We start from the raw sequence: 20,587 nt of genomic DNA on the forward strand, positions 1-20,587 counted from the left end.
CGGCTGAGGGCGATTATGATTAGTATTGATGATATTCGTAATAATTGCCGGATTGATGACGATAGCGAAGATGATTTGCTTAGAATTTATCTAGCAGCGGCGCAGGAAACAGTAAAACAGTTCACCGGACGCAACTGGTACGAAAATGAAGTGCCGGATACAGACCCAACCGGCATGTTGTATAACTCCGCAGTCGACATGGCAATGTTGCTGCTAACCGCCAACTGGTATAAAAACCGTGAGGCGGTTTCTGCAATGAATGCCGCATGGTTGCCTTTTGGTGTTGGGTTTTTATTGCAGCCGTACCGGATTATGTGGGGGAATTCATGAGTATTGCGGCAGGCAAACTTGATAAACGGGTATTGATTCAACGCCCGGAAATCAGCAAGGGCACCCTGGGAGATATTGAAAAAAATTGGGTTGATGTTGGCAAGGTATGGGCAAACATGTCCTATCTGTCTGGACGTGAATTTGTGAAAAACGGGCTGGGTTCGGCAAGTTGTACCGTGTCGATACAGGTGCGCACAAGCAAACTGACAGCCAACATTACGCCGGAATACCGGATTATTTATAAAGGCAGTATTTTCAATATTCAGGCGGTGCTACCCGATTCGGTTCACCCAGAAGTTATTAATTTGCCTTGCGTGACTGGTATAAATGAGGGGTAATTATGTCGTTCAATATTAAAATCAATGGATTAGATAAGCTGCAAAAACGATTACGGAAGCTGGGGAACGCCGTGCAGGAAGAGGTGGCTAAAAAAGCTACCGGCCGAGGGACTGCTATTATCCGGGACGAGGCGAAAGCTATCGCCTACAAAGCACCAAACTCGTACAAGGTTTATAACAGTGACGGCAAGGGGGGCAAAACCTGTACAGTAGTGAAGCCCGGTCATGTCGGGCGCAGCATTATCATGAAACGCATACCCGCATCAGAACGGCGTGGACTGACTTCCAAGCATATTGTAACGGTTTCTAATTCTAAAGAAATCCCCAAAGGCGCAAAGCAAATCGCTGCTTTTATAGAATACGGTATTAATATGCCACAGCCGCACCCGTTTATGCGTCCGGCTTTCGATAATAAGCGAGGAGAGGCGAAAAAGGCAGCTACAAAGATATTGATGACAGAAGTGCGGAAAGAATGGAAGAAATAGCTATTTTTTACAGCCTGATAAAGGATTTGTGTGGCGGGCGTGTTTATCCTGACCTGATACCGGTGCAGAACAATGCTGCTGATCCGGCTATGTGGCCAGCCATGCGTTATAGCGTTATTTCCGGGCAAGTGGAGGCGACAAACTGTTATCAGGCTTTTAATCCGCGGGTGCAGGTGGATATTTATGCCAATACACCGCAGGAGCGCGCGCATTGTGTGCAGGAGGCAATGGATTTAATACAGGATAGTGAGGAAATTGATTGCCAGTTGAAAACGGCGCCGTTCTTTTCTTACGATATTGACAGAAAGAAGTATCAGGCAACCTTTGATTATCTGATATTTAACTGACCATTATTTTTATACAGGCCACGGTTATCCGTGGCTTTTTTTTATGGAGTTTTGTTATGGCAAAAGCACCGGTTCGCAGCCGACGCAGTACTAAGCGTGGTATGAGCTTTAACAGCATTACCTATTTTTATGATTTACCCGAGACGCCAACTAAGGAAATCACCGCCTTGTCCAATACCAAACCGGCCATTGCCACTGCGGTGGGGCACGGCCTGAAAACCAGTGATGTGATTTGGGTTGAGAGCGTTGAAAATGAGGCAATTAATGGTTATTACCTAGTGAGCGTAAGCAATGAAGACACCTTTGCGCTGATGACGCTCAATGGTGAGGATATCGGTACCGTGACCGATGCCAAATTTACCACCGTCAAGGGTTACCTCTTTTGCGATGCCACCAGTGTCAAGATAGCGGCACTCAAGACCAAAACAATTGATGCGACCACCATCTGCGATGAGGGCAGTGTGACTGAGCTGGAAAAAGAGCCGGGCACCATCAGCCTGTCTGGTCTGTGGACACCGGACAAGGCTGTGCAAGATTTTCTGGAAGAGATGGCCGAGGAGCTTGAGACCATATTTTTTACCTTGAAGCCCAAAGGCAGTAAGTATATGCGCGGTTATCAGGTAAAAATTACCGGCTTGGACTGGGACGGCAAGAGTGGCGACAAGTGGCAGTTTGCCATGGAGCTGCAAATTAACGGGCGTAGCCGTAAATTAAATACAACATTGTAAGGAATGAAGATGACAAAAAAAAATGCAAAAGAAGCTTTTGTGAGCGCAGCTAGGGAAATTTTACAAAAACCGCTGATTGTTGCCGTGCCGGATATTAAGCCATACGACGGACACTTATACGTTAAGTTATTCAATGTGCGCGAAATGACGGATTTTTTCCACCGATGTAGCGAATTTGAAAACAACTACGATGATGGTTTGAACGGCGTGCGTGAAAAAGCCCTGATGATTGTGGATAAAGAGGGGAGCCCTATGTTTTACCCGGATGACCGTGAAGATTTGGAATTTCTGGCCGAGCTGCCTAGCAAAGTACTGGCTGCCGTGCAGGATCATTTCTTCCTAATTAATGGAGACGAGGGCTTAAAAAAGTTGATAAACGCGAAAAATTCATAATTGAACTGTCTTTTTTATTGCATATTCCGGCCAGTGAGATTGACGACTGGCCGGTAAGCGAATTTAACCGTTATCTGAATTATTACCACCGCTTTGGTTTTCCACAATGGCGCACCGAGCAGTATCTGGCCTATAACACGTTAATTACGGCGCGCGCTGCTGGCAATGAGGAATTACAGCTGCATGATTTGCTATTGCCAGATTTGGCCGATGATGAAATCGAGCGCCAGAATGTTGCGGATGATGATGCAGATGAGATTGATGCGTTTCTGGACGGTTTGGATGATTAAGTACAGCGGACAAGTGCCGCTGTTTTTTATGGGTTATTTATGGGATGCGATTGTAATCAGGGCACACAGGCACAGCGCGACAGCAGCAGCAATTATGAACGGAAACAGGCTATTTGTGCGACATGCACAGAAATCAACCGCTGGGTAACAGATACCCCGCCCGGTGCGCCGGTGCATATGCTTGACCGATGTCTTCGCTGTGGCTGTTTTATTAAGCCCAAAGCGAAAATCTGGGGGATGCACTGCCCGCTAGATAAATGGTAGGAATAAAGGTGTAACTTATGTCTGATGATTTAAACATAGGGTTTGGGCTTGATGCTCGTGGGTTTATTGCCGGTGTACGCAGCACGGAAGAACAGGTCAAAAAATCCGCACAGGCATTGGTTCGCGCTTATCAGGCATCTGCACGCAGTACCTCTGGTTTAACCGATGCCACCATCGCAGCAAGGGCGCAGACACTGTTAAATCTGGGCGTTACCATGAAGCAGGTGGACGCATTTAAACGAACCGCTGTATCCGCACGCAAGTACAAGGAAGAACTGAACAAGGTAAGCAAGGCGTATCAGGACGATTCTGCGGGCTTAGACGCCCATATGGTTAAATTCGGTAAGCAAAACAAATTATTATCGCTCGCAGCAATCAGGACACGCGAGCTGAAAGCGGAAGAGGCGGCACTTGCCGCCATGAGAAAATCGCAACCGGCCGCCATAAAGGTAGGCGACGTTGATGTCAAAAGCCTGACTGAATTTAATGCCAAGCTTGATGCCGCCGCAGTTAAAGTCAAGCATCTGGCTGTGGCTATGCTGGGCATCGGCAGCGTGAAGCAGCTATCTGGCATAGCAGATGAATGGACAACGGTAAACAACCGCTTGAAGCTGGTGATTGATTCCACTGCCGAATTAACGCAGGTGCGCAGCCAGCTAATCGCCAGTGCCAATAAAACCGGCCAGTCGCTGGGCACCGTGGCCGAACTGTATAACAAGCTGGCCATGTCGCAGAATCAGATCGGAATCAGCGGCAGCAAACTGTTAAAACTGACTGATACCATCAATAAGGCTATGGTAATCGGCGGTGGCTCGGCTGAATCACAGGCAGCAGCACTGGTGCAGTTATCACAGGCATTCGCATCAGGCACATTGCGTGGTGAGGAATTAAACTCCGTACTGGAGCAGGCACCCGGGCTGGCGCAGACAATAGCCAAAGGATTAGGGGTTACAGTCGGGCAATTGCGCACACTGGCGGCCGAGGGCAAGCTGACATCCGAGGCTGTGGCCAATGCCATATTGAAACAATCGACAGCCGTTGATGCGCAATTTGGCAAAATGGACAAGACCATTGGCCAGTCGGTGACGACCCTTAAAAACCAAGTCATGACCTTTGTCGGCGCACTGAATGAAACCACCGGCGCCAGCCAGAAAGCCGGTGCTGTGCTTGAGTGGCTGGGGAATCATCTGGGCGTGGTTGCCACCGTTGTTGGCACCGTGGCTGCTGTCTATACCGGAAAATATGCCGCCTCTATTACGGCAGTGATTATCCGTAAATACGCCGAAATTGCCGCATCAGAAAAATCTACCGCAGCCATGCTGAAAGAGGCAGCCGCAGCTAAATTTCTGGCGGCAGCTAAGGCGAGCAGTGCCGGCACGTCAGCCACTGGTGCAGTCACTGGTGCAGCCGGAGCAGCAAGCGCAATCAGCAGTGTTGCTGGTATGGCAAAAGGTGGCTGGGTTGGTTTGGTTGCCGGTTTGGCAATGGCAGCGTTTACTTATTATGAAATCAGCAAAGCCACTGATGTCGCCACCAATTCCCTGCGAACACAAATCGGGACTTTAGAAGAGCTAAGACAAAAATATGCCGCTGCGGATACGACAGAAAAAACGCATCTGCGAAATCAGGCGGAAAAAAACTATAACGACACTATCAAGCAAAGAGACAAGGCGATCGGTGGAATGGTCGCTAAATCCGTGGATACATATGCGTCCCCGTTTCACAGACCGGATGTATCGCAAATGCGGTTGGATATGGCGCGGAAAGAAATTGCGCAGATAGAAGAGAAATTAAAAAATTGTGAAATAACAGCGGAGCAGGCAAAAGATGAAATATTCAAACTGCTCGATATAAAACCGGGTTCTAAATCCGCAAAAGCCATTGAGGAGGCAATATACAAACAAGACCAGCTACGCAAACAGGTGGCTCAGTATGGCAAAGAGCTTAACGCCTATGGCAAAAATGTACCACTGTTCGAAACCGCGGAGGAAAAAGAACAGGCAGCTACTGATGCGGTAAACAAAGTAAACGCAGCTTTTCAGAAGTTAATTGATTCGCAAAAGCAAAGCAATGAGCTGCTGGAAAAGCAGAAAGAGTTAATGGCTGGCGGCATGTCGGCAAAAGTCGCCGCAGAGGTGGCCAAAGCCGGCACCGGCCAGTTAAAAGGTAAAGATAAGGAATTAAACGAATACACCCAGTCCCTATTGAAGAACGAAAGTCTGCAAAAGCAGATTGACAACATTAAATCGGTATCTGACACCCTGCAATCACTCGGCAAAAGTGCCGATGAAGCCAAAGCAGAGTTACAAGGTGGCAGAGAGGGATTGGTACTGTTTCAGCTATCTGCCAAAAATGCCACCAGCGCGCAACTGGAGCAGGCCAAGCAGTACATGGCACAAAGCAAACTATACCGGGAGCAGGCACAGAATCAGCAAACCCTGAAAGACATGGTGCAGCAGGCACAGGAAGCCAAGGCCGAACTTCTCGGCGGTAAAAACGGCCTGATTGCTTTCCGGCTGGGGCTGACACATGCCACCAATGAGCAGATACGGCAGGCGCAGGCACTTAATGCCTTAACCGAACAGATACAGAAACAGAAATCTGTTCTGACCACACTGGAGGGTTTAAAAGAACAGGTGGCCACACTGGGCATGGATGCCATGCAGCGCCAGCTATACAACCTGCGCAGGGATGGCGCCACACCGGAACAGTTGCGTCATGCCGAGGCCATGCTCAGACAGATTAAAGCATTTGATGAAGCGCAGAAAGATACCAAATCGGCCGCACAGGATTTATCCGAGGCAGCAGAAACATTAAAGAACGGCGGGCGCACAGACACAGCCAACAAACCGATTAGCATCTTCAGTAAAGAGTACCGCGAGCGCGAAGAAGCCTACTGGAAAAAGAAGCGGGCGGAAGAGGCGGGCATAGGCGGCATTTCCCTTGGCAGCGGTCGCCGGCCAGCCGTACCGGATGTTAACCAAATGACTGCCCCGACACCGCCGGCCGGATTTGGCGAGAGCAAAGCCAGCGGCAAGGATATTAATGACATGATTAAAGTCACCGAGGCAATCAAAGTGGAGCTAAGCAATGGTAACAAAAACGTAACCTTTAAAGCCCTCTTTGATGCACCAGAGGGCGCCAAACAATTTAAAGACTTATGGAAAAGCGCATTGCACGACGTCGCTAATGATTTGAGATAACACCGGCCACATGGCCGGTTTTTTAATAAGGTTTTTTTATGGCATTCACCCTATATACAGATTCCAAAATGACACATGAAGCAGCCAGTCCCTATCCGATTGACTTTAACGGGACAGGAACAAATGATTTTGTATTGTACTTTGGCAGCCCTTATACCCACGAAATGCTTATACCCAAAACCGGGGAAATCATGCTGATTCCGTTTAGCCGTCTGAAAGCATGGCAGCCGCAAGCAAACTATAGCTTCGGGCAAATCGTAGAACCGCCGGTTGCTAATGGTTACATGTATCAATGCGTACAGGCAGGGCAGACCGGCAGAACTGAACCGGTCTGGGGCATCGCCGTTAACAAACAATGCACTTCCGGCAGTGCCAGATTTACTAATCTGGGCGCAAAATTTAAAGCTGCCGACCTAAAACTATCCCTGACCCAGCAAGGCTTAGAAACCGCCATCGGTGGCGCCGCATTAGGCTTGGGCAACCAATTGCAAGGGGGGAAAGCCATACCCGTTTATATCCGCGTAAGCAACAGCGATAAAAACGCCAGAAGCGACCGCAGCGACCCGTGTATCAGCATCAGATTAAGCGAAACCATGCTCGACACACTCGTGCAATCAGGACACCCATAGAAAGATTATTTATGCTGGGCTTATCTTCACTTAATACAACCTTACTGGCGACAGAAATCAGCCTGAACGCCCAAGCCGCACCCGGGCAAACAGGGACAGAATTACTCAGCATTGGCTGCACAGCATACAGCAGACAACAGACCGGAGAATTACTGGCACTTGCCTGTCACGTCTGCGTTGATAACAGTGGCGAGTTACTAAGTATCGCGCAGATGGTTAAGCCCACAAGTGACACAGAATTAATACAGATTGGCCAGCAGGTACTGAACCCCGTACCAAACCGCTATATGCGCGCCCGATTCGCCAAAGGCTTTGATGGCGAAAAGTACGCCATCAGAATATTTGTAGCCGGCGTAGAACTGTGTAACGTCGTACGCACCTGTGAAGTTCACTTTGCCGAAGACGAATCAGCCACAGCCAGCCTGTCCCTGCGGGAACCATGTGGCGCAATTGACCTGTACCAGTACTATAACCGGCAGATCGTCATTTACGCACAGACAGACAAATACCTGTACCCGATATTCTCAGGCATCATAGACATGCCCAAAATAGACTATTCAGACCGTCTGCGCATACTCAGCGCCACCAAAGACCGCAGCAAATCGGTCGAAGCATTAAGCATCGACACCATTCACAGCATAGGTTACTGGTCGCCATCAATTTTTGGTGAAGAACAGAATTACGAAACCAAAAATGCACAGCTCACTGACCGCTTAAGCACCATACCCGCATCATTTGATTTTGATGCACAGGGAAAAGCACATCTGACCTCATGGCTGCCTAAAACAGCGCCTGACTGGACACTGAGTGCTTGCGATATTTACGAAGCCAATATGGCATTAGAAATGAGCAGCGCCGTTTCCATCGTCAACCGGGTAGAAATCGAACTGCATCACCAGTTTGACCGCCTCATCCACAGAGAAATCAGCTTCAGCTATCGCTACCTTAACTTTATGAGCGATTTTGACTACATCATACGCGTAGCAGCAGAGGGCTCGGCACCGAAACTGGCCGATGTACTGAGCGCAGCCAATGGTGGTGGCTGGACAACCGGAGAATGGTGGGTTAAAGGCACCCCGCCACCGGGCATCTATAATGGCATCAGATGGAAAGCAGCTGACTACAAATACGATTACCAGCCAACCGGAGAAAAAGACGAAAACGGGCATGATATCGTCAACGTAGTACAGATTCCGATTGGCAGCGACAGCAACCTATACGCACTGGCTGCCTCATGGAAAGCAATGCGTCGCTGGAAACAGGCAATTGACGAAAAGTACAGCATCGTCTTACAGAATCAGGAATCCATTGCCATTCATGGCGAAAAAAAAGAAAAAGTTATCTACAGCATCAAGCACGAAAGCGATAATGATAAGACCGCCCGAAACTGGGGCAGTGAAAAGCATTACAAAAGACCAAAAGGAACAAAGCAGCCCAATGGTGACTACACAACCAACATCGACAACATCATTGCGGGCGAATTTGCCAACGGCTATCGGGTCGCCGTACAGATAGGCTACACCAAAATGCTCGAAAGCCACCGGCAAAACAGCATCACCATGGACTGCAAATTCCTACCCTTTGCCAGCCTGACCCATACCGCGCATATCGCAACAAAACGCTTTAACGCCAACGTCAAAATAGCTGCATACAGCCATAGCTGGGACTTTACCAGCAAGCGTGGCAAAACCACCCTGACCGGGAAATTCTTCATCAATCCCGGCAGCCGCAAACAGACATTCAGCGAAGCAGAGCCACCAGCGAAGCGGCCGCAACTGCCCTGTGAAGCATATCAGCAGAACTTCATTCTGAAAGACTATACCGTCCCGTATGGCGTAGAAGTGATAGAGCAAGACCCGAATGCTGATAAAGATGAAGACGAAAAGGAAGAAGAGCACCAAGGCAACGCCATCATAATCGGCAAGCCAAAATTCAAACTCTATGAATGCAATGGCTATGTAAGAAAAGAAACCGGTTATGTATACAGAGGAAACAAAATGAAGCGCGGCATCGCATTCAGAGTGCCACTGCCTGACATAGAAGAAAAAAGTACCGACACCTTGGACGTTAACGCTGCCGACCAGACACTAAATCTGGCCATACCGCATAACGAGCCATTCCCCCGGTTAACCTGTCTTAAAAAATGAGTATCGAACATGAGCCTAGAAGAAGATTTTCGTAAACTGTTTGGTAAATACCGCCCCGGCTATGAACGTACCCCTAACCGCCCGCGACTGCTTGGCGGTGCCGGCGTATCCATGATGCCATATGGTGGAGACAAGCAAGAAAGCAACAAATGCCTTGATATCTATGGATTATTGCAATTTAACGACAGCACCGGCAGCCCATCGATTGACGTAGCGCGCGCGATTGAAGGACTGTTTGACATTAATAGCGGCCGGCAGGTGCGCATATTTCTTGACCCCGGCGCAGAAATTTGTAAAGACAGCAACGTAAAAAAATTCAGTGATTACATATGGTACAAATTGCAGCTTAAAAATAACCATGAAGCCGTATTAACCGGCGCAGGACTTACGCAAGACAACGACTTCTTTAGCGTTCGCTGGTTTTTGAGTCTGGATATATTAAACACCCCCTTAACCCTACCGGGTATGCCAAAGCGTATTATGCGCATTAACGACTTGAGGCAGAAAGATAATACACTTCAAAATGTAGTCTATAAAATACTGAAGACCAAACCATTAAATGCCAAAGCGTTTTTTACAACCGTCCCGATAAAAGCAGACTTACTGGAAAGCAATCGTGACCAATACAAAAAAGCAGTGAAACAGATTTTTGATTTTGTCTGCATCTACATAAACGAAGATAGCAAATACACCCGCAATACAATGCTGGAGGTATACCTCTTATCTCTACAAAAAAACAGCTTCATCACCGAGAAAAAACCAAACTCCTCTAAATTGAACAGCCTGATTTGGAATACCGAACAGTATGCAGGCAAAAAAATTCCCGAGGGCGGGGAAAAAATTTACACATGGAAAACACCGCAAAACCCGTTTCTTTACGGTTCCGCATATAACCACACCTTTGACGCAAGAGATGTTTACTGGGGATTGCCCGCAGATAATTACCGAGTATATGAATCGCGCTGGAAATTTGCAGATGATCTGATACGCGGTGCCGGTCTGGTTAAAGATTACGCCCTCAAAAGCGCAGACATTACCCGGGATGAAGAAATAACCAAAGATAACATTGCTAAAGTTAAATTTGGTGACCACTTCATCCATTCATTCGACTATTCAGAGGGCGCACAGCAGTATTTTGAACAGGACGTATCCTTTTATTACCGCAATAAATATGACGAAGAGGGCAACGAAACCGGCGAAGAAAAGAATGAACTTTTCATCACCCTGTCTGAAAAAGGCATGACCCGACTGTGGAGCGTCGACATCTTCCCCGATAGTGCCATTATAGACCTCAGATTTGACCCGAGAGCAGGTAAATTCATACCAGTCCACCCCATAAGCCAAGATTTACTGCCCGACCAACTACAGGAATCAGGCAGCCTTGAATTACAAGACATAAACGGCAACCAGTATCACATCGCACAAAGCAACGAAGGCTTTGTCCTAACCAGTGACAGACTGGGCAAAAAAAGCTGGAGCATCAGCAGAGACGATTACGTATTACAGAATTAACCAGCCCATGAAAACATCACCTGACTAACTTCGCCACCTTACTTACCCAAGCCCCAGCCGAGGGCTTTTTTAATGGAGCATAAACATGAGCTTTAGCATGTATTACAAAAAAAATGGAATCTTCATGCGAATTGACGAACCTATTATTTTTCGATTTGAGGGTGCTGAAATTCTGGATTTCACCTTCTATTTTGGCAGTTTCAACCCACATGACACATTAAAGCCCGTATCTGATCCAGAAATTAAACTGTCACTGATTGATAACATAAAAAAATGGCAGCCAAATACTGAGTACTATACCGGCACCATTATAGAACCGAGCGTATCAAACGGCTTAATGTACAAATGTAAAGCCACCGGTACCAGTGGCCACAGCGAACAGCAGTGGCCTACCGACAGCGGCGTCTGCATTTTCGATAAAAACATCACATGGATGAATCTAGGCGCACGTTTAACACCTGATGACGTCAAGATTGCCCTGAGCAAAGCAGCCTTAAATAAAGCCCAAGCAGGTGGCAGCATATCGTTTGGCGCATCATTAACTGGCGGAGAATTAATACCCATTTACTTCCGGGTTAGAAACACAGACAAAACAGTTCGGTATGACGAGGGCGGCTCAAATATCTGTTTAGAGCTGAATCATACAATATTAACAACCCTACATTAACAGAATAGATTATGAGAATTTATTTAAATAATTTTAGTTCACAGTTAACAGCAGCACTTGAGCAGAATAAAAACCAAAGCATCCTGGCACTGGGCGATAAATCAACACAAGAACTGTGTAACGCACTCCCTGCCGATGGCAAACACTATATACGCCTGACACTGCAAAACAGAGACGCAACTGAATTCGAACTAATCGATGTCGTAAATTTTAACGGGTATCTGCAAATTAAGCGTTCAGGCATGGAGGCAAGCACCATAAAGGCTTGGGAACAAGGCACCCGAATAACATGCGCCCCAACTGCCGGCAGCTTTAATAAAGAAAAGATTAACACCTATACCATTGACAGAGAAGCGTCCACAAACAGACTTAAAATGGTATTAGAAATTGACTATCAGAATGGTCGCTCGCAATTTCTGCCGGATGGAGACCGCCTTACCGCCATCGTTATACGCAACATGGGTGACGGAGATGAGCTATTGATTGAATTCGAAGAGAGCGCTTACTGGAATGGCAACCCGCCTGATTTAATTTTTCAAAATGCCGATGAGGTGAAATAATGGGTTTATTGTTCAAATTCTATGGGCATAATGGTTGGATTTATTACAAATGTCTGGGCAAAACCCTGCCCGAACCAGTTGTATATTTACCCTTTACTGCCGAAAAATTAATAACCAATACCATATGGAAAAATGAAATAAACGGCAGATTGTTGTCGCCGCAACCTACTGAGGCAAGAGCGGCATTTAGTCGCATTCACAATAATGATGACGGAGTGCTACTCTATAACTATAAATCAGAATATCCAATGAGTGCAGAAATGCCACTAAGCCCGGGCGTGGAGCTTTATGGCAACAGCTTGGCAATACGCATCAAGCCCGGCCAATTCCCTGATTCCCCCATGATTTTATGCGTATTATATGGAAGTAAAGATACAGATTACGAGGCAAATACCGGTGAAAAACTGGTTATAGCGATTGTCAATCAGCAAATTGTGACTTATTACATTCCTGCTGGCATTAATCCACAATTTAATAAAACAGAAACTGGCATCTATTTGAACGGAGACGACCTATGGACAAGCATAGGGCTTAATTTCCAAGGCGAAAACGGATACGGCTTAGACAGCATTTGCCGCAGAAATTTCCCCCTACTAATGAAAGTAAACATAACACCGCTGAAATCGCTGGCCTATTTCTGTCTTTTTTCATCAGATTTTCGTTATCCAAACCCAGAAGAAAGACTATACGCATTCAACGGAGGTGTTGCCCATGCGAAAGTGTTCAGACATCCGTTGAATATGTTCGATTTTAACAATATTCTGAATGCACAAGAGTATGATGATTCGATTGATGGTGGCGTAATTTATATAGATGACGAAGCCGGTGGCTTATTAATGCGTATGGGTATAAATGTAGTTGAGCCAAAAAATCCGCCGGAAATTAACCCATCTGACCCGAATCAACCAATACCATCTATTCCAATAGATAAAGGCGATGAATACGATCCAACTGACGCCATCGGAAATGGAAATCAAGGTGTCGGAAAACCCGGTAAAAAGAATTAATTGATTTTCCCTAGAGGTTTAATTTTCATCACTTGAAAAAGAGATAAAAAGTAACTTAGGTATTGGCACGTATAAAACCAAAATGAACAAGCTTATCCCAAACAGCTTTATGCCATTGGTGATGAGATTTACAGACCAAATGCCAGCTTAGACCTGTACCCAGTGATGGGCTGGTATTGCCTAACATTGTTAAAGTAAATATAATATATTTACAAATAGCAAACGGAGAGAAAGTGATTGATGGATTTGAATGGAATAATGAAAAAGCGAAGCTTAATCTAAAAAAACATGGCATTTCTTTTGAAGAAGCTGTTACCGTGTTTTGGGATGAGCATGGTTTAATCATTTCCGACCCTGAGCACTCAGAAAGTGAAGACCGCTTTGTATTATTAGGAATGAGCGAAAACCTACGTGTTCTTGTAGTAGTTCATTGTGAACGTGGTGATAGCATTCGCCTTATTTCTGCACGAACTGCTACTAAACACGAGCGTAAACAGTATGAGGAATATCTATGAAAAAAGAATACGATTTTAGTAATGCTAAGCCAAATCCCTATGCCAACCAACTAAAGAAGACAATTACGATTCGAATAGATGAAAAAAGTATTAGCTACTTTAAAGAGTTGGCCGAAGAAACAGGATTACCTTATCAATCACTCATCAATTTATTTTTAAAGGATTGTGCTGAAAATAAACGCAAACCAGATATTAAATGGAATAAATAATTACTTTGAGTTACACGAGCTGCTTTCGGGCGGCTTTTTTATTTAAACAACTAACCGCCTATTGGCGGTATTTTTATGGAGTAAATACATCATGCTTAAAGCATTTAAATGGTTGCACTGGTTGCTTGATTTACGCTTTTTACCGGATAAATGCCAAGATTGGTTATTTGGTACCGGCACACGAATAATCGAAGTACTAAGCGGATTTGCCATGCTGGGATTTGCACTAGTATTTGCACTGCATGGCGAAGAGATGATTAAAGAGGACTTATACGAAAAATTTCTGCATCTACACCCTAAGATATTCGTGGCCATCTTGGTAATTGTGGCAGCAGGGCAGCTATTTGCTGCCTTTTTTCAGTCCAGCCGCAGCAATATCCTGTCTGGCTGTTTCCTGATCTGGTCGGCATTAATCTGGGTGGTTATATCCGGAGCATTTATCGCAGCATACCCGCCTTTGTCTACAGGCATGACCACCTATCCTGTTATTGCCATCATCTGCGCCCTTGCCGGCAGGAATCTAATCAAACACACCAAACAGGTAGAAGACAAAAAAGGCGGTGAATGATGAACGAGGCTTTCACATTAGCCAACTGCTTTGCCCTTGCTGGCGGCTTTCTAGGCGCGCTGGTGGTATCTGATTACAAACGCTATGGGACAGTACTAACCGTTACATTCATCATTATAGGCATGGTTTTTGCGGCAGCATTAACGGAATATTTCTTCACGCAGAACCACCCTTGGCTATTTGCAGGTGCTGGTGTATTTGCTGGTATGGCCTCCACGTCTCTACTGGATGCATTCAAGGCCACGGCACCGAAGCTGGCACAAAAGCTGATCAATGCGGTTTGTAACAGGGCAGAAAAGATGATTGGTGATACAGACGACAGGCAGAAATAAAATACGCAATTGGTTTTGCATTAATTTTATTCATGTAAAAAACAATTCACGCTGCAGCAAACCTGCAGTTTTTTGTATTGTAAAACACTGATTAGTAATATTAATTTTTCAAGCAAAAAGACAGCCATTTTATGGACTGTCTTTTTTTTCATATAGGAAATGGAATTATGTACAAATTAGGCAAACGTTCTTTAAACAATCTACAGGGTGTTAATCCTAATCTGGTTAAGGTGGTTGAGCGAGCTATTCAGATTTCTACGCAGGATTTTACTGTTGTTGAGGGTAAACGCAGTAAAGAACAATGTTCAATCAATTATGGCAAAGGCCGTACGGCCAGTGAGTGCATCAAAAAAGGCATCGACCCTAAATACGCCCGACCCAACGAAAAAAAGGTTACATGGGTTAGCACGCCATTGGCCAGCAAACATGCAACCGGCCGCGCTGTTGATATTTACCCATATCCAATAAATATGAAAGATTCTGACCCTAAAAAATTCGAAGCTATTGCGGCAGCTATGAAACAGGCAGCGGCAGAATTGGGTGTAAAAATCAATTGGGGCGGCAACTGGCAGAAAACCAAAGATTTACCACACTTTGAGGTGTTGTAATGAAATACATTAATTACATGGCTGTGGGAGCTTGGGCTTTGCTTGCCTTGATGGTGTTGTTTGTAGCACTTAGCTACGGTAGCAAGCAATACCAGAAAGGTTATAGCAAGGGCGCGGAAGAAGTTCGGCGGCAGTATCAGGCAGCTTTGGCCAAACAGCAGGAGGCGGCTAACAAAGCCAGCCAAGAATACGAGAAACAGAAAGCGAAGAGTGAGGTAAAACAAGATGAACGACAAGCACAAGTTACAAAGATTGTTAAAGTTCCTGTGTACACTAATGTGTGTCTGGATGCTTCAGGGGTGCGCATCATCAACGAAGCAATCAGCAGTCGCTAGCATTCCAGCCAACCTTGTCGAGCCCTGCCCTGAATTAAGCCCGTTAAACGGGTCTACAGGCGCAGACATCTTGCCGTGGGCAGTTGGGGTAGTAGGGAAGTATAACGACTGTGCAAGGCGGCATAGCGCGCTGGTAAAAGCTATTCAGTAAAGCTTGTAAGTAAAAGATTAACCGTGGTGTAGATCACCACGGTTGAAATGTATTATCTGGTACCCAAATCGTTCATATTTACTCGTAACTATTTAATAATTAATAATTTAAGGTGGTACCCAAAATTATACATCATACACACAATTGCATCTAACCATTTTGGGGTTTCTATTGTATGGGGTAGAAATTCAGTTGTGGGGGAGAACACCACAACTGAATCGTAGCAAGCTCAGTTTAGAAGATAGTTACGCTAAGCTGTTTTTGCAGTTAAAAGCGTTCAATTTGGCTCATACTGCCAGAAAAATTATGGTGCCAATCTGGTGTCAGTACCGTCTGGTAATGCACGTATATACAATGGTTTAAAATAATAGTGTTAATAGTCGCAAGAGGCTAACACTTTGATTAATAAAAAATTAAATTTAATATACCTTGCATGGCATGCAAGAGGTCAGCGGTTCGATTCCGCTTACCTTTGCTAAATAAAATATTGATTAGCAAGGATAATTAGGCGATAGCGGGCGTCTAATTTTTTATTTGCTAAAACTATTGTGCGGGTTTTGCGCGGGGTATGCTGTTTTTTTCTGATTATACTGATATTAATTTGACATATTGATTCGACTTCTGTGCCACAGGGAAGTCTGATTCAGAATTCAATTGTTAGTGTCTGCGATTATACTTTTTATTGGTTCAAATTAATGCCATTTTTGTTGTCAGAAATGTTTATTTTAATGACATACTTGAGTATAGTGCCGTTAATATAATCTGTTAAATATGTAATAATATTTAATGATTATTATCGATTTAACAATGCTAAATTATCATTCAAGAAATAGTATTACTTCATTTATCACCCAAGCTAATAACTTATCCTAAAAAACCATATAAATGGTAACATTACTAATAATTGGTTTAAATAATACAGTAACCGAACAACATCTGAAGCAGTTTATCCAGATTAAAACTTGCAAATTAGGCTTAAAAGAGAGTATAGTTAAAAAAATATTTTAAAATTTAATAGCGTAATATCAGTTTTTCGTACAAAAATATGTTTTAAACATTTTTTTCAATAATGGTTAGTATCTTGGATGATATGGAAAAGGGAATAACGAGAAATGGAGTTAATATAGATAATTGATAAAGATAATATTAAGCATGAATCTGGTTAATTCAAGCCGCTTTAATTCAGGTAAATTGCTTAACTCACGATATTTTATACCTTAATGAAATATATTGATTTATAGATACAGTTGTTATTTTTAATATTAAGTAACTAAATAGTGCCAGAAAATTTTATAAACAGCTTTTCTATCTACAGATAAAATTATCGTTATGGCAAAATGATTGCGAGTAATTTGCCGACTAGTGTGTTGTGCTGAAAGGTAAGTGAGTAATTTATTATTTTTTCTACATAAAGAGAAAACTTACTCAAAAGTCTAATTCAAACTCAGATTAAACAAACCGTTGTTTTGCACTTGTCGATGGTTAAGAAAAATATACTGATGCCAGCTATTAAGCCGAAGCTAAAAAATGCGTTTTTATTCTGATTAAAAATGGAATAACCCTTATATTGCTCATTGCATGGCATAAACGAGCAGACAGTTTTATTTTTATTAGCTGCATTAAAGCACATAATTTGAACAGCTAACGCGCCTTAATCAAGCTTTGGTTGTTATTTTATATACCAATTTCAGGTAAATTTATTTTGCCAGCAGCATTGCCATTGTGCTGGCTTCTGGGTCTGTAAACGAGTTTAGCTAACTGATAGGTAATCTTTAGTGACGGTAATATCGTTTAGCATATTGGAAATTTGCCAATGCTTAATGTCGGTATAGTCTGATATGAAAACTCACTACACTAATATTCATTATGAATTAATGCGACCTTGATTACTTAAATATAAAAATACCTAAATAAATCAATTTTTTTAAACACAATAATACATGGATATAGCAGATGAAGAATAAAAGAGATTTAAATATAAATTGAAACTAACTTGAAATAATACATTAAAGGGAGAGTAAACAGATAAATGTGCCAATGATACTTCGGTAATGGTTATATTATTTGTAAATTCAATAAGATAAATAATGACATATAAAGGTTAAATAATGAAGGGTACGTTATTGAAATATTGCAAAGCGTTTTGCCATATATTGACTCTTCTGGCATTTTTTTTCTGTAGCATAATGCCAGCCAGTTCAGTATTCGCGCAAGATGTAGAGTGTGCAGAAGTTAAAATCGTGATTGAGCAGAAACTGTCTTTTGAGCGACAGGCTTTTGATGCACGAATGCTAATTAAAAATGGTCTGGATGATAAGCTGAAAAATATCCGGGTTGAGCTGATTTTTACTGATAAGGATAATCAGCAGGTTGAGGTAACTCAGAAAACTGAGGATAGTAAAGCCAAATTTTTCTATCGTATTAACTCCCTCTCCGGAGTTAATGATATCAGCGGAACAGGTGTGATAACCGCAAAATCCAATGCAGATATTCACTGGCTGATTATACCGGCATATGGAGCGGCTAAAGATAAAGACACACTTTACAATATTGGTGCCAGACTTACCTATGAGCTAAATGGTCAGGAAACCACGGTTGATGTTGTGCCTGATTACGTTGTAGTGAAACCACAGCCATTGCTGACACTGGATTATTTTTTGCCAGGTGAAGTTTATGGCGATGATCCTTTTACTGCGGAGGAGGAACCGCCCGTTCCATTTACTTTGGGTGTACGCGTCAAAAATGAGGGTAAAGGTATTTCCTATAAAACCATGATTGATTCGGCTCAGCCTAAAATTGTGGAAAACAAAAAGAATTTACTGGTTGATTTCAGTATTTTAGGCAGTTATATTGGAAATCAGCCTGCTGGCAAGAGTCTGTTACTGAATTTTGGCGATATCGGTGCGGATGCAGCTACTGTTGGTCGCTGGAATATGACCGCCAGTCTGTCTGGCACATTTACTGATTTTAAGGCAACATTTACCCATGCTGATACTTTAGGTGGTGCAGTTACCAGCCTGTTAAAAGCCACGAATACGCACACATTAATTCATGATGTAAAAGTTGATTTACCTGATAGTGATGATATTGCTGATTTTCTGGCACTTGATGGTGATGTAGTGCGCCTGTACCAATCCAGTGGTGTGGATACAGAAGTAACCGAGCAAAGTGATCACGCTGCTTTAAAAACAGTCAGTGGTAGCTATCAGCTAGATTTTCCAGCTACCAGTGGGTTTGTCTATGCTAAAGTCCCTGATCCTTTTCAGGGTAGCAAGCAGCCGAAAGATGTTGTACGCTCGGATGGCAAACATTTATTAAATGATAATGTTTGGTTATCCAAATCGCGTAATAAAGATCTGTCTTGGTCTTATTATGTGAATGTATTTGATCATAATTCAACCGGAAAATATAATTTATTTGCACATGATAGTGTTCAGGCTCAGGGCATGATTGCTGGTAAAGTCTACAATGATCTGGATGCAAATGGTCTGCTGAATAATGAAGAACCGGGGCTTGATCATATTAAAGTTGTTTTGTCTGGTCAGGATAACGCTGGCAACAGAGTTGATCAGGTTGCTTATACCGATGATTCTGGTAAATTTATTTTCGATAAATTACTGGCTGGCGACTATTCCATCTGGGTTGCCGATGTAGAAGGTATGATTGATGGCCCCGCCATTGCGGGCAGTGCCGGAGGTAATGCGGTAGCCGGAAAAATTGAACATATTGTGCTAACAGACAATATGCATGCAGAAAATAATCTGTTTGCCAAGCAACAAGCTAATCAGCCTTCTGAAGCTGGTAAAGCAGATGTTTCAATGAATATTGAAATAGTACAATGGGATTCTGTATTGCCACAAGATGAGGCTCAGTTATTGCTAACTATTGCCAATCAGGGCACAGGCAGCGCACGCAATATTTATTTGCAGACTAATTTATCTGATAATCTTGAAATTACAGGCCAGAAAATCATAGCGGGCAGTTATAATACTCAGGATGAGCGGATTGATCAGCTTGCATCTGGCGAAAGTACTAAACTATTGCTAACAGTAAAAATAACTGGTGCCGAAAAAGTTGGCCAGTTCACTGCTCGGGTAAATAGTGAGACTGAAGATGCCGATTTAAATAATAATCAGGTTAGCGTTGCTGTCCAATCAGGTGTAGCTGATATTGCGCTGGAAGTTGAAAAACTGCGACGGATACCTACACTACCTGATGATAGTGTGCAGTTACTATTAACTATCAGCAATAAGGGGCCAATGGATGCACACAATATTTATCTGCAACCTGTTTTAGGCTCTAATCTGCAAATAACCAGCCAGAAAGTACTGATGGGCAATTACAATAAGGCAGAGAAGCGGGTTAATAAGCTGCCATTAGGCGAAGCGGCTATTGTATTGCTAACAATAAAGGTAACTGGAGCCGATGGTAAGGGTGATTTTACTGCCCGGGTGCAGAGCCAGCTCGCCGATCCGGATACAAGTAATAATTCGGTTACACTTCCTGTGTCAGTACACGAGATGTGAAAAATAGCCAATTAAGCCATCTGCGAAGTAGGTTAGTAGTGATTGGTTACTAGGCAGTTGCAAGCTACGAATAAAAGCATTTTAATTCATACCGTAAAATCAGTGCTAATGTCGCCGATTTTACGGTACTTGATGAAAATGTAGTGATTTATATAAGTTCAGTGGCGTGGATACTGAAGTAACCAAGTAAAGTAAACTGGCTGCTCAAAAAGCAGCCAGTTTTTTTACTATTTAATTGGCCAACACTTGATAGCTGATAAAACAATAAAAATTAATTGATAAACCATCATTTTATAAAAATGCATTCAGAAAACCGTTACATCAATTGTACCGGTAGATTAGTGTAAAATTACAATTAAATTAATTTAAGTTCAGATACTATATCAATAGCATTTACATTTGTTCGCTTTTATAATATATATAGGCAATATTGCAGCATGAAC

Annotated in this window: 23 protein-coding genes; all 23 read left to right on the forward strand. The window is 43.5% G+C overall.

Going from position 1 to position 20,587, the window contains the following annotated elements:
• Window positions 1-15: 15 nt before the first annotated feature.
• The 23 genes from J6578_RS06020 (at window position 16) to J6578_RS06125 (ending at window position 20,144) form a co-directional block, all read left to right on the forward strand.
• On the forward strand, window positions 16-330 hold the full coding sequence (locus J6578_RS06020; RefSeq protein WP_239428409.1) for a head-tail connector protein: 315 nt from the start codon (window positions 16-18) through the stop codon (window positions 328-330).
• Window positions 327-668 (forward strand): phage head closure protein, encoded by a 342-nt coding sequence (locus J6578_RS06025; RefSeq protein WP_287950039.1) that lies wholly within the window; start codon window positions 327-329, stop codon window positions 666-668. The genes J6578_RS06020 and J6578_RS06025 overlap by 4 nt, the downstream gene beginning before the upstream one ends.
• A 2-nt stretch (window positions 669-670) precedes the next feature.
• A complete protein-coding gene (locus tag J6578_RS06030) occupies window positions 671-1,153 on the forward strand; it encodes an HK97-gp10 family putative phage morphogenesis protein (RefSeq protein WP_093093664.1) in 483 nt (160 codons plus the stop codon).
• The gene (locus J6578_RS06035; RefSeq protein WP_239365981.1) at window positions 1,141-1,500 is read left to right on the forward strand and encodes a hypothetical protein; all 360 of its coding nucleotides are present in this window, start codon (window positions 1,141-1,143) and stop codon (window positions 1,498-1,500) included. Before J6578_RS06030 ends, J6578_RS06035 begins: the two co-directional genes overlap by 13 nt.
• 56 nt (window positions 1,501-1,556) lie before the next feature.
• Window positions 1,557-2,228, forward strand: a complete 672-nt coding sequence (locus J6578_RS06040; RefSeq protein WP_287950043.1) for a hypothetical protein — start codon at window positions 1,557-1,559, stop codon at window positions 2,226-2,228.
• A gap of 9 nt (window positions 2,229-2,237) precedes the next feature.
• Window positions 2,238-2,621: a hypothetical protein gene (locus tag J6578_RS06045; RefSeq protein ID WP_287954103.1), complete on the forward strand. Its 384-nt coding sequence runs from the start codon at window positions 2,238-2,240 to the stop codon at window positions 2,619-2,621.
• A 17-nt stretch (window positions 2,622-2,638) separates the two neighbouring features.
• Complete coding sequence (locus J6578_RS06050) at window positions 2,639-2,911, forward strand: hypothetical protein (protein WP_100139271.1); 273 nt, start codon at window positions 2,639-2,641, stop codon at window positions 2,909-2,911.
• A 39-nt stretch (window positions 2,912-2,950) separates the two neighbouring features.
• Window positions 2,951-3,175: a hypothetical protein gene (locus J6578_RS06055; RefSeq protein ID WP_287954104.1), complete on the forward strand. Its 225-nt coding sequence runs from the start codon at window positions 2,951-2,953 to the stop codon at window positions 3,173-3,175.
• Window positions 3,176-3,192: 17 nt separating this feature from the next.
• Window positions 3,193-6,378, forward strand: coding sequence for a tape measure protein (locus J6578_RS06060; RefSeq protein WP_287954105.1), 3,186 nt, complete (start codon window positions 3,193-3,195; stop codon window positions 6,376-6,378).
• Between the two features lie 38 nt (window positions 6,379-6,416).
• Window positions 6,417-7,007: a hypothetical protein gene (locus tag J6578_RS06065; RefSeq protein WP_287954106.1), complete on the forward strand. Its 591-nt coding sequence runs from the start codon at window positions 6,417-6,419 to the stop codon at window positions 7,005-7,007.
• 11 nt (window positions 7,008-7,018) lie between these two features.
• Window positions 7,019-9,154: a hypothetical protein gene (locus tag J6578_RS06070; RefSeq protein ID WP_287954107.1), complete on the forward strand. Its 2,136-nt coding sequence runs from the start codon at window positions 7,019-7,021 to the stop codon at window positions 9,152-9,154.
• A 9-nt stretch (window positions 9,155-9,163) separates the two neighbouring features.
• Window positions 9,164-10,666, forward strand: a complete 1,503-nt coding sequence (locus J6578_RS06075) for a hypothetical protein (protein WP_287954108.1) — start codon at window positions 9,164-9,166, stop codon at window positions 10,664-10,666.
• Between the two features lie 124 nt (window positions 10,667-10,790).
• Window positions 10,791-11,333, forward strand: coding sequence for a hypothetical protein (locus J6578_RS06080; RefSeq protein WP_287954109.1), 543 nt, complete (start codon window positions 10,791-10,793; stop codon window positions 11,331-11,333).
• A gap of 11 nt (window positions 11,334-11,344) precedes the next feature.
• The gene (locus J6578_RS06085; RefSeq protein WP_239428413.1) at window positions 11,345-11,893 is read left to right on the forward strand and encodes a hypothetical protein; all 549 of its coding nucleotides are present in this window, start codon (window positions 11,345-11,347) and stop codon (window positions 11,891-11,893) included.
• Entirely contained in the window at window positions 11,893-12,900 is a 1,008-nt protein-coding gene (locus J6578_RS06090; RefSeq protein WP_287954110.1) for a hypothetical protein, read from the forward strand. Before J6578_RS06085 ends, J6578_RS06090 begins: the two co-directional genes overlap by 1 nt.
• A 176-nt stretch (window positions 12,901-13,076) precedes the next feature.
• The gene (locus J6578_RS06095) at window positions 13,077-13,415 is read left to right on the forward strand and encodes a BrnT family toxin (RefSeq protein WP_239403158.1); all 339 of its coding nucleotides are present in this window, start codon (window positions 13,077-13,079) and stop codon (window positions 13,413-13,415) included.
• On the forward strand, window positions 13,412-13,624 hold the full coding sequence (locus J6578_RS06100; protein ID WP_239365947.1) for a CopG family antitoxin: 213 nt from the start codon (window positions 13,412-13,414) through the stop codon (window positions 13,622-13,624). Before J6578_RS06095 ends, J6578_RS06100 begins: the two co-directional genes overlap by 4 nt.
• A gap of 91 nt (window positions 13,625-13,715) precedes the next feature.
• Window positions 13,716-14,192: a hypothetical protein gene (locus tag J6578_RS06105; protein ID WP_287954111.1), complete on the forward strand. Its 477-nt coding sequence runs from the start codon at window positions 13,716-13,718 to the stop codon at window positions 14,190-14,192.
• The gene (locus tag J6578_RS06110; RefSeq protein WP_141683464.1) at window positions 14,189-14,524 is read left to right on the forward strand and encodes a hypothetical protein; all 336 of its coding nucleotides are present in this window, start codon (window positions 14,189-14,191) and stop codon (window positions 14,522-14,524) included. Before J6578_RS06105 ends, J6578_RS06110 begins: the two co-directional genes overlap by 4 nt.
• A 167-nt stretch (window positions 14,525-14,691) precedes the next feature.
• Window positions 14,692-15,132, forward strand: coding sequence for a M15 family metallopeptidase (locus J6578_RS06115; RefSeq protein WP_202984294.1), 441 nt, complete (start codon window positions 14,692-14,694; stop codon window positions 15,130-15,132).
• On the forward strand, window positions 15,132-15,467 hold the full coding sequence (locus J6578_RS06120; RefSeq protein WP_287954112.1) for a hypothetical protein: 336 nt from the start codon (window positions 15,132-15,134) through the stop codon (window positions 15,465-15,467). The genes J6578_RS06115 and J6578_RS06120 overlap by 1 nt, the downstream gene beginning before the upstream one ends.
• Window positions 15,421-15,618: an Rz1-like lysis system protein LysC gene (lysC, locus tag J6578_RS10375; RefSeq protein WP_093093817.1), complete on the forward strand. Its 198-nt coding sequence runs from the start codon at window positions 15,421-15,423 to the stop codon at window positions 15,616-15,618. The genes J6578_RS06120 and lysC overlap by 47 nt, the downstream gene beginning before the upstream one ends.
• A 2,186-nt stretch (window positions 15,619-17,804) precedes the next feature.
• Window positions 17,805-20,144 (forward strand): SdrD B-like domain-containing protein, encoded by a 2,340-nt coding sequence (locus J6578_RS06125; RefSeq protein WP_287954113.1) that lies wholly within the window; start codon window positions 17,805-17,807, stop codon window positions 20,142-20,144.
• Window positions 20,145-20,587 lie beyond the last annotated feature (443 nt).

The organism is Snodgrassella sp. (genome assembly GCF_024103505.1).
Classification (GTDB): Bacteria; Pseudomonadota; Gammaproteobacteria; order Burkholderiales; family Neisseriaceae; genus Snodgrassella; species Snodgrassella communis.